Source organism: Paenibacillus xylanilyticus, from assembly GCF_013359935.1.
GTDB classification, from domain to species: Bacteria; Bacillota; Bacilli; order Paenibacillales; family Paenibacillaceae; genus Paenibacillus; species Paenibacillus xylanilyticus.
Genome location: NZ_JABMCB010000166.1, coordinates 115,977 through 124,630, shown reverse-complemented (window position 1 = coordinate 124,630; position 8,654 = coordinate 115,977). Strand labels below are relative to the sequence as shown.

General features: G+C 52.4%; 7 protein-coding genes. All 7 read left to right on the top strand.

Annotated elements, in window-relative coordinates:
* Positions 1-58: 58 nt before the first annotated feature.
* A complete protein-coding gene (locus HP552_RS08235; protein ID WP_246310808.1) occupies positions 59-1,027 on the top strand; it encodes a GT-D fold domain-containing protein in 969 nt (322 codons plus the stop codon).
* Between the two features lie 63 nt (positions 1,028-1,090).
* Complete coding sequence (locus HP552_RS08230; RefSeq protein WP_312884239.1) at positions 1,091-2,644, top strand: glycosyltransferase family 2 protein; 1,554 nt, start codon at positions 1,091-1,093, stop codon at positions 2,642-2,644.
* A gap of 195 nt (positions 2,645-2,839) precedes the next feature.
* Positions 2,840-3,787: an aminoglycoside phosphotransferase family protein gene (locus HP552_RS08225; RefSeq protein ID WP_246310803.1), complete on the top strand. Its 948-nt coding sequence runs from the start codon at positions 2,840-2,842 to the stop codon at positions 3,785-3,787.
* A gap of 196 nt (positions 3,788-3,983) precedes the next feature.
* Positions 3,984-4,262 carry a glutaredoxin family protein gene (locus HP552_RS08220; RefSeq protein WP_175395061.1) on the top strand — a complete coding sequence of 93 codons (279 nt, stop codon included), beginning with the start codon at positions 3,984-3,986 and terminating at the stop codon, positions 4,260-4,262.
* Between the two features lie 296 nt (positions 4,263-4,558).
* The gene (locus tag HP552_RS08215) at positions 4,559-5,896 is read left to right on the top strand and encodes an LLM class flavin-dependent oxidoreductase (RefSeq protein WP_175395060.1); all 1,338 of its coding nucleotides are present in this window, start codon (positions 4,559-4,561) and stop codon (positions 5,894-5,896) included.
* Positions 5,897-6,030: 134 nt separating this feature from the next.
* Positions 6,031-7,671 (top strand): ABC transporter substrate-binding protein, encoded by a 1,641-nt coding sequence (locus HP552_RS08210; RefSeq protein ID WP_175395059.1) that lies wholly within the window; start codon positions 6,031-6,033, stop codon positions 7,669-7,671.
* Between the two features lie 42 nt (positions 7,672-7,713).
* On the top strand, positions 7,714-8,646 hold the full coding sequence (locus HP552_RS08205) for an ABC transporter permease (protein WP_175395058.1): 933 nt from the start codon (positions 7,714-7,716) through the stop codon (positions 8,644-8,646).
* Positions 8,647-8,654: the final 8 nt, after the last annotated feature.

The following is an 8,654-nucleotide window of genomic DNA, read 5'->3' as shown; positions in this document are numbered from 1 at the left end:
GCGCCCGGCTGCGCGCCGTGCGCCTGCGCCAGCACCGCAAGCCAGCACGCCGAAGGCGATGCCTGCCCGCGGTGCTGGACCTGCCCCGCTCCAGGCGATACGCCACCCGCACGCTGGTGGTGTCGCCCCCGCGGGGCAGGATGGCGCTGCCGCCGCACATGCGGGCAGCGCAGGGGCTCTGCCGCCTGCGGAGCCGGCAGGCGCACCCGGCGGCTACGCCGAGGGCTACCGCGACGGCGTATTCGCGGGCGGGGAGGCGCTGGTGGCGCAGCACATTCCGCCGGACCATATTCTGCCTGCCGTAGCGGCGGCAGATCTGATTGCGGCGGGTTTTCGCCAGTACGCGCCCAGCCTCACCCGTTTGGCCAGCCCCCACGAGGTGGCTGACCAGATCCGGGGAGCGCTGGATGCACAGCGCCCCCTGTCGGTCGTTCGCCTCGGGGATGGCGAACTGCTGACGCTGGCAGCCGACACGGTGCTGCCCGGCGAGCAGGTGCAGGAGCTCGCCCCGTTCCTGCCTTACGCAGGGGTGCCGCGCTCCGTTCCCGAGATTCGGGCTGCGCTAGCCGAAGCAATTCAGGGGGCGGATTGGGTCGGGGTGCCCATCTCGCGAGCGCCCACGTTTCAGGGCTTGCTATTCCCGGTCATGCGCCACTTCGGGATTGACTGGTCCCGGTTGAAGCTGACCAGTTCCACGATCAACTACAGTCTGCATCAGTCGGGACTGCTGCTGCCTGTACTGAATGGCCGCCGCGTACTGCTGATCGGCCGCCGGGCGAGCGAACTGGGTGCACTCCTTCTCAGCCGCGGGGTCCAGGTGACAGGGATCATTGGTGCTGTCGCCGGTTTCATGGACATTCCCAGAGTGATGCAGGAAACAGCAGCGCATGACTTCGACATTGCTTTGGTAGCCGCAGGTATTCCGGCCGTGGTTCTGTGCACGCGCATTGCCGGGGAACTTGGAAGGGTAGCTCTGGATTTTGGACATTTGGCTGACAAATTGGTTACAGGAGAGCTTCATCTCTAATGGACAGTCTGGCGGGTGGTTTTTACGTAACACATCCGGATGAGGGGAAATGGAGGAAGCAACGTGAGCAAACCAGGTAAATTACCCAGACAACGGCATGTTTCTGGACCCGCCGAAGTTGTTCTGCATTCCGCTGGACAGAGCTCTGTGCGGAAGTCGGGACGCAGAGGGAAAGGCAAGCGGGGGGACAGAGCTGCTAAACTGTACAAACAAGGTTACAGCAGGGGATACGATGAAGGAGTACGGCAGGGGCAGAGTTCTTTTGGACTGGTATTTGAAGGGGTCAGCATCATTATTCCGACCTATAATCAGCGGGAGTATGTCCTCAAGTGTGTATCCAGTATCGAGAAACATACGCCCGCTCCCTACGAAATTATCGTTGTGGATAACGCCTCCAAGGACGGTACAGCGGAAGCGATGCTGCGCAAAGGCGGCATGGTGAGGGTGGCTGCACTGGACGTCAATCGCGGATTCGCCGGAGGTGTCAACCAGGGCCTGATGATGGCAAGAGGCAGACATATCGTGGTCCTGAATAACGATACGCTGGTCACGCCAGGCTGGCTTGACAACATGATGGCATGCCTTGACAGTGATCCCGAGATCGGTCTGGTTGGTCCGGTCACCAACTATATTGGCGGCGATCAGCAGATTGACGTTCCGTATTCTGAGGTAGAGGATATGTGGTCTTTTGCCAGGAGACACAATCGGCCTGACCCTGATAAGCATCGGATGACCGAACGGCTCGTCGGATTTTGCTGGCTGTTCTCACGAGAGCTGCTGGAGCGGGTGGGATATCTGGATGAAGGGTATGCGGTAGGCAACTTTGAAGATGATGACTGGATGATTCGGGTGAAGCTGGCAGGATACAAGCTTGCGGTTGCAGGCGATGCATTTATTCATCACTTTGGAAGTGTCAGCATGAAGGCGCTTGGCGAACAGGATTTTGCGACAGTGAACAAGGGGAACGAACAGTTTCATTCCCGAAAATGGGGAGACCCGCACACGCTGGTCGCAAAAACATTGCAGATCGCGCAGCATATGGCACAGGCGAATTCGACTGTACCGCCGGATTGCATCGATCCGGGGAAGACCGATCCGCGGCAGCGAATTGCCACCCAGAGCAGTCACGACGGCTTGCCGAAGCCAAGACGCAGCAACGACTTTTATCCGGAAGGCTGCTTCGTATCGGATGTCAAAGGCGATGTATATCGTCTGACCGGAGGATTGCGACGCAAGTTGAATATTCCCGTACCGCGCGGAATATCTCCTGTTCAGGTAGCCAAACCGGATCTGCTCGGCATTCCTGCCGGAGAAGCTGTAGTATCCGCTGGCGAAATTCAGGGATGGCCGCTTGACGTCCGACATGTGCATATCTCATCGATTCATGATTCGGCCAACGGCTGGTCGGAGGGTTGTATCGTTGCTGCAGCTGATACGCCAGAAATCCGGTATCAGATCAACGCAGGCAAACGCAGGAGGTTCGTAACAGTCTACGCAGCAGAAAGGTGGGGAGTCCATTCAGGTCATGTGCTGACCGTATCACCGGAACAGCTGCATGTGATTGAAGAAGGCTTGCCGATCATCGCCCCGCCGCAGCTCTTGAACGAAGATTTGTAATGTGGAGGCTTGCTGTGAACCGGATCGGCATGATGCGAGATGTAATGTGCAGCGTATTGCACCATTTCATTTCGCATCCGGGCTTTACATATAAGAATTTTATCCATGATGATTGAAACGTAAGCGGTTTCACCTTACACTATGACCAATTGAATCTTCGCAGAGCTAACTTAGGATGCGAACTAGGGATGGTGCATGATGAAGAATAAAGTTGTATTACTAGCCGAACGAATTACCCATGATTTTCTGCATGATCCAGTGAAATCATCCCATCAGATCATTGGAAAAGGTTTCGTCAATCAGGTTTGCCTCGTTGAGACGGAACAACATAAAGTGGTTGTTCGCATGAATGACAAAGCCAATTATCCCACTTTTATGAAGGAAAAATGGTGCATTGAGCAAGCTGCGGCAGCGGGTATTCCTGGCCCAGAGACGTTATCCGTCGGAATCACGGACGAAACGGCATATATGATTCAAACATTTGTCGAAGGAGATAACGGATTGGACACAACCGTAGACACGACCGATATCTGGAGAAAACTTGGTGAATATGCGAAATGTATTCATTCCATCCCAGTGGATGGTTTTGGGGAGCAGATGGACCCTGTCCAGGGCAGGTTTTATTCCCCTCCGCATCCGGGATCAGACGGCAGTTGGCAGGGTTATGTGCAGTACAATATCCAGAGCTTAACGGAGCATGACCCCCTGATTGCGTTTGGCGTAATCACGAAAACGGAATCGGGAATGGTACGACATTGGTTTGAAAATGTGAAAATGGAAGAGTTCCGTTTCGGCCTGTGCCATGGTGACCTCTCATTGAAGAACACGATGGTTTCCCAGACAGGACAAGTTACACTGCTGGATTGGGGAAATGCAGAAGTCACTGTTGTACCTTATGGCGATATCATACATATGATATGCTGCCAGATCCACGGGGAAGGCCCTGAACCTGAACAATTGAACGCTTTTTTGGACAGTTACGGGCTGAATGAAAAGGAGCTTGATCTGCTAAGACATGTATTGCTGCTCAAGACCTTTGATAATCTCAGATGGGCTATCGATCAAAGTCCGGATCAGGTTCATTTTTATGTTGAGATGGCCCAAAAAGTCTTTCACATGGTCAAGGAGGCAAGCAAAAAATAAGGGCTGCTTCTGCCGTTCTAAAAAAATTAAATTTAATCTTTCTATGTGGTTATAGGTTTATTCTATTAGCAGCTCCATTGACGCTTGAAGGCACGAGGAGTACATTTATAGCCATAATTCTTATTCAACAGGTAGGAATTAAAGGTCTGAGGACTTGCCTCGATCTTAATCTTGAATTCAATCAGGAGGGTTGTCGATGTCTTCATCATCCAAAAAAGTAGTGCTATGGAGCAAAACAGGCTGTCATTTCTGCGGTGAGGTCAAAGCGTTTTTGACGTCACGGAATCAGCCTTTTGTGAACATTGAAGTAGAAGGCAATGACGTGCTCAGGGATGTACTTGAAGCGAAATATGGCATTCGCCATGTTCCTGTCATTGAAGTGGGAGGGGAAGGCAAGTTTGAGGCTTTGCTGGAACCAGATCTGGAGAAGCTTGCCGCGCTTCTCGCGCAGCCGGGCGAAGCGGCAGCTGTCTGATCGGCCCTTGCAGGATAGATGAATTTCGTTGCTTCCGGCTGCGGAAAACTGCACAGGGAGTGGACTACAGGCGGGAGCGACGGAATAATGGCTCTTATTCAAAACCCTTATTTCCATATAGAAAAGTTCTATTAGTCACACGGTTGACCCTTTCACAGGGCAGTGATAAGATTTGTGAAATTATAAAACTGACCAAACTCATAGGAATAGTTAACTTTTGAGTTTTGGGGATGTGAACCTTGTGACTTGGACCTTGTTGCATCAACCTAATCCAATATAGGGAAGGCGGAATGTATATGACAGCAAAACGCAGTTTGAAATTTGGAGCCATTGTTCACGGTGTCGGAGGCAGCATGACCACATGGAGACACCCGGAGATTCAGGCGGATGCAAGTGTGAATTTTGAGTTCTACAAACGCCAGACGCTGAAAGCGGAAGAAGGCAAGTTCGATCTCGTTTTTATTGCTGACGGTCTGTATATTACCGAAAAATCCATTCCCCACTTCCTGAACCGGTTCGAACCGATTAGTCTGTTGTCCGCCTTGGCCGCAGTTACATCGCGGATCGGTCTGGTTGGAACCCTCTCCACGTCCTATAGCGATCCGTTCACTGTTGCCAGACAGTTTGGTTCGCTGGATCTGATCAGCGACGGTCGTGCAGGCTGGAACGTGGTTACCTCCCCGCTTGAAGGATCAGCCAAGAACTACAGTAGAAGCAACCACCCTACCCATCCGGAACGATATCGCATTGCAACCGAATATTTACAGGTGACCAAAGGCCTTTGGGATTCGTGGGAAGATGATGCATTTGTCAGAGACAAGGAGAGCGGTGTCTTCTTCGATCCATCCAAACTGCACACACTCAACCACGAAGGAGAGTTCTTCTCGGTACAGGGACCACTGAACATTGCCCGTTCACGACAAGGTCAGCCGGTTATTTTCCAGGCAGGTTCCTCTGATGATGGCAAAACCCTTGCTGCAAAAGAAGCCGATGCGGTGTTTACCGGACATGATACGATCGAAGATGCACAAGCCTTTTACAAGGATGTCAAGACGCGTGCTGCTTCCTATGGACGCTCTTCTGGGGATATCGTCATTCTGCCAGGCATCAGCCCGATTGTAGGACGGACGGAAGAAGAAGCCGAGCGTAAATACGAGGAGATTGCCAGTCTCGTTACGATCGACAAAGCACTGGATTATCTGGGGCGTTTCTTCGAGCATCATGACTTCTCCCAATATCCGCTGGATGAACCGTTCCCTGAACTGAACGGCATTGGCAGCAACAGCTTCCGCAGCGGCACGGACAAAATCAAGAAGGACGCCAAAGAGCAGGGATTGACACTGCGCGAAGTGGCATTGCGAGCAGCTACACCGAAGAGCAAATTCCTCGGCACACCGGAACAGGTAGCTGACAAAATCCAGGAGTGGTTTGAAGCAGAGGCTGCTGATGGGTTCATTATTCATTCGGAACTGCCAAGTGGCTTGTCCGATTTCGTGGAACTGGTCGTTCCGATTCTGCAGGAGCGGGGCATTTACCGTACAGAGTATGAGCATGACACACTCCGTGGCAATCTCGGTGTGCAGATTCCGGTGAATCGTTATACGGCAGCCCGGGAGCAAGTGCAGCAGGCATAACAATCATGACTGTCGGAGAAATGAACAGCAGGTTATAACACTTAAATAAAGCTTTCTTGCACATTAAAACCGACTTATCTCATAGGTTATATCAAAATAAAAATGACACCTGTATACACAGAGGGGGAAACGATATGAGCAGGTCTATCGCGTGGATGAAAGTTATGGCATTGGCAGCAGTATTGGTAATGGTATTGTCCGGTTGCGGAGCGGGTGGCAGCTCCAGCGGTTCGGCTCAAGCATCTGGTGGTGAACAGGCCAGCCAAGCGGAGGGCGGGAATCTTACCTTCGCTCTTGCCACATCACCGGATACGCTGGACCCTCATCGGAGTGGGCTTGCCGTGACGGTACGTGCCATCCGGACCATCTACGACAATCTGGTGGTGCAGCTGCCTGACGGTTCCATCAAGCCGTGGCTCGCCACGGAATGGAGCGTATCGGAGGATGGCAAGAGTTATACGTTCAAGCTCCGTGAGGACGTGAAGTTCCACGACGGCACACCGTTTAATGCTGAAGCCGTGAAATACAATCTGGATCGCGTCATCGATCCGGCCACCAAAGCTGCCAATTCCCTTGCGCTGATCAGACCCTATCAATCTTCCGAGGTCATTGATGAATACACCATCAAGGTGAATCTGGCGTCACCTTCACAGGCCTTCCTGGGCAACTTAAGCCAGGCCCTTCTGGGTATCGTGTCACCTACAGCTGCCAAGAAATATGGCGATCAACTGGGCAAAAACCCGGTGGGCACCGGACCGTACACCTTCGTGAAATGGGATGAAAATGCGGATATCGTCGTCGCCAAAAACAAGGATTACAACTGGGCCCCAGAGACAGTCGAAAACAAAGCTGCACCTCATCTCGATACGATCACTTTCAAAATTGTTCCAGAGGAAGCGACACGCATCGGTAGCGTACAGAGCGGTCAGGTACTCGCTGCAGAGACTGTTCCACCGCAGAATGTTGCGGCCCTGAAGAATGACCCGAACCAGCAATTGCTGCAGGCCAATACGGTAGGACTGCCATATACACTCTTTTTCAATCTGCGCAAAGCACCTTGGGACGATGTGAAAGTCAGACAGGCGGTGCAATCGGCCGTAGATGTGGAATCCATTGTCAAAACATTGTATCTGGGCAACTACGAACGAGCGTGGTCTGCACTGTCTCCAGGAATTCTGGGTTATGATGCCTCGCTGGAAGGAAGCATCAATCCCGACATCAACAAAGCCAATCAGCTGCTGGATGAGCAGGGCTGGATCAAGGGCGCGGATGGCATACGTGAAAAAGATGGCCAGAAGCTGACGCTGCGTTATGTGGATGGTTCTCCCAACCGGGAAAAGCGCAATGATATTGCGGCAATCATTCAGCAGCAGCTGAAACAGGTCGGTATCGCCGTCGAAGTTGAAATTACGAAAGACATTGCCACTGTCATTTATCAGAATTGGGACTATGATCTGTATGGAAACAGCCAGGTCAATTCCGATCCGAATGCTCTGTACGCCTTCTATCATACCAGCGCGGAAGGTGAACGTCGGACATTGTCCGGGTTGTCCGATCCGAAGATCGATCAATTGCTGGAGCAGGGGGCAGTGGAGACAGATCCGGAGAAACGCGTGGAGATCTATAACGAGATTCAGCAAGTTCTGATTGATCAGGCTGTGATTTTACCGATCTATGTATTCCCTTATACGGTCGCTGCATCGAAATCTGTGCAGGGCGTCAAATTCGATTCGCTTGGTTACCCCTTGTTCAACGACGTGCGAATCCAGCCATAACATGAAGAGCCCATCACGCATTCAGGAAGGAGACGACCCGGTATGGTTCAAACGATACTGACTCGGCTTGCAACATCACTATTTGTAATTTTCGGAGCTTCGGTGCTGGTGTACTGCATCATGTATCTTCTGCCGGGTGATCCGGTCCTGCTCATGCTGGATCCGTCCTCGGCTACGCCGGAGATGATCGAGAACCTGCGGGCTCAGCTTGGTCTGGATCAGCCGTTTTACATTCAGTTTGCGAACTATTTCGGCGACATGCTGCGCGGGGATTTTGGCAAGTCCATGATCAACTCCGATCCGGTGCTTCCGAAAATTCTGGAGCATTTCCCGGCCACCCTGGCACTGACGGCACTAAGTTCCATCATTGCGATTACTATCGGCATCACGCTTGGCGTGCTGTCCGCCATTCACCGGAATGGCGTGATCGATTTTATTGCCCGGCTTGTTGGACTGTTTGGCATCTCCATGCCAACGTTCTGGACCGGTATTCTGTTAATTCTGCTGTTCTCGGTTCAGCTGGGGTGGTTCCCGGCCATGGGTTCGGACGGCTTTGGTTCATTGGTGCTGCCGGCAGCCACCCTGGGGCTGGTCGGTGCAGGTTTCATCGTTCGGATGGTGCGCAACAGTATGCTCGAAGTCGTTAATGAACCCTTTATCGTGGCATTGCGTGCCAAAGGACTTACGGAGCGCACGATCATGTACGTACACGCACTCCGCAATGCCTTGATTCCTGCCGTTACCGTCATTGGCATGTTGATTGGAGATCTGCTTGCGGGAACCGTTGTGGTAGAGACCGTCTTCTCCAGACAGGGGATCGGCCGGATTATTGCGGATGCCTTGATGGCCAAAGACCTGCCTGTTGTACAGGGCGTTGTCTTTTTTACAGCAATCATCTATGTCGTGCTGAATTTGCTGGTGGATATATCGTATGCGTACATCGATCCAAGAGTCAGACGTGCAGTCCGCACATGATTGCAAGG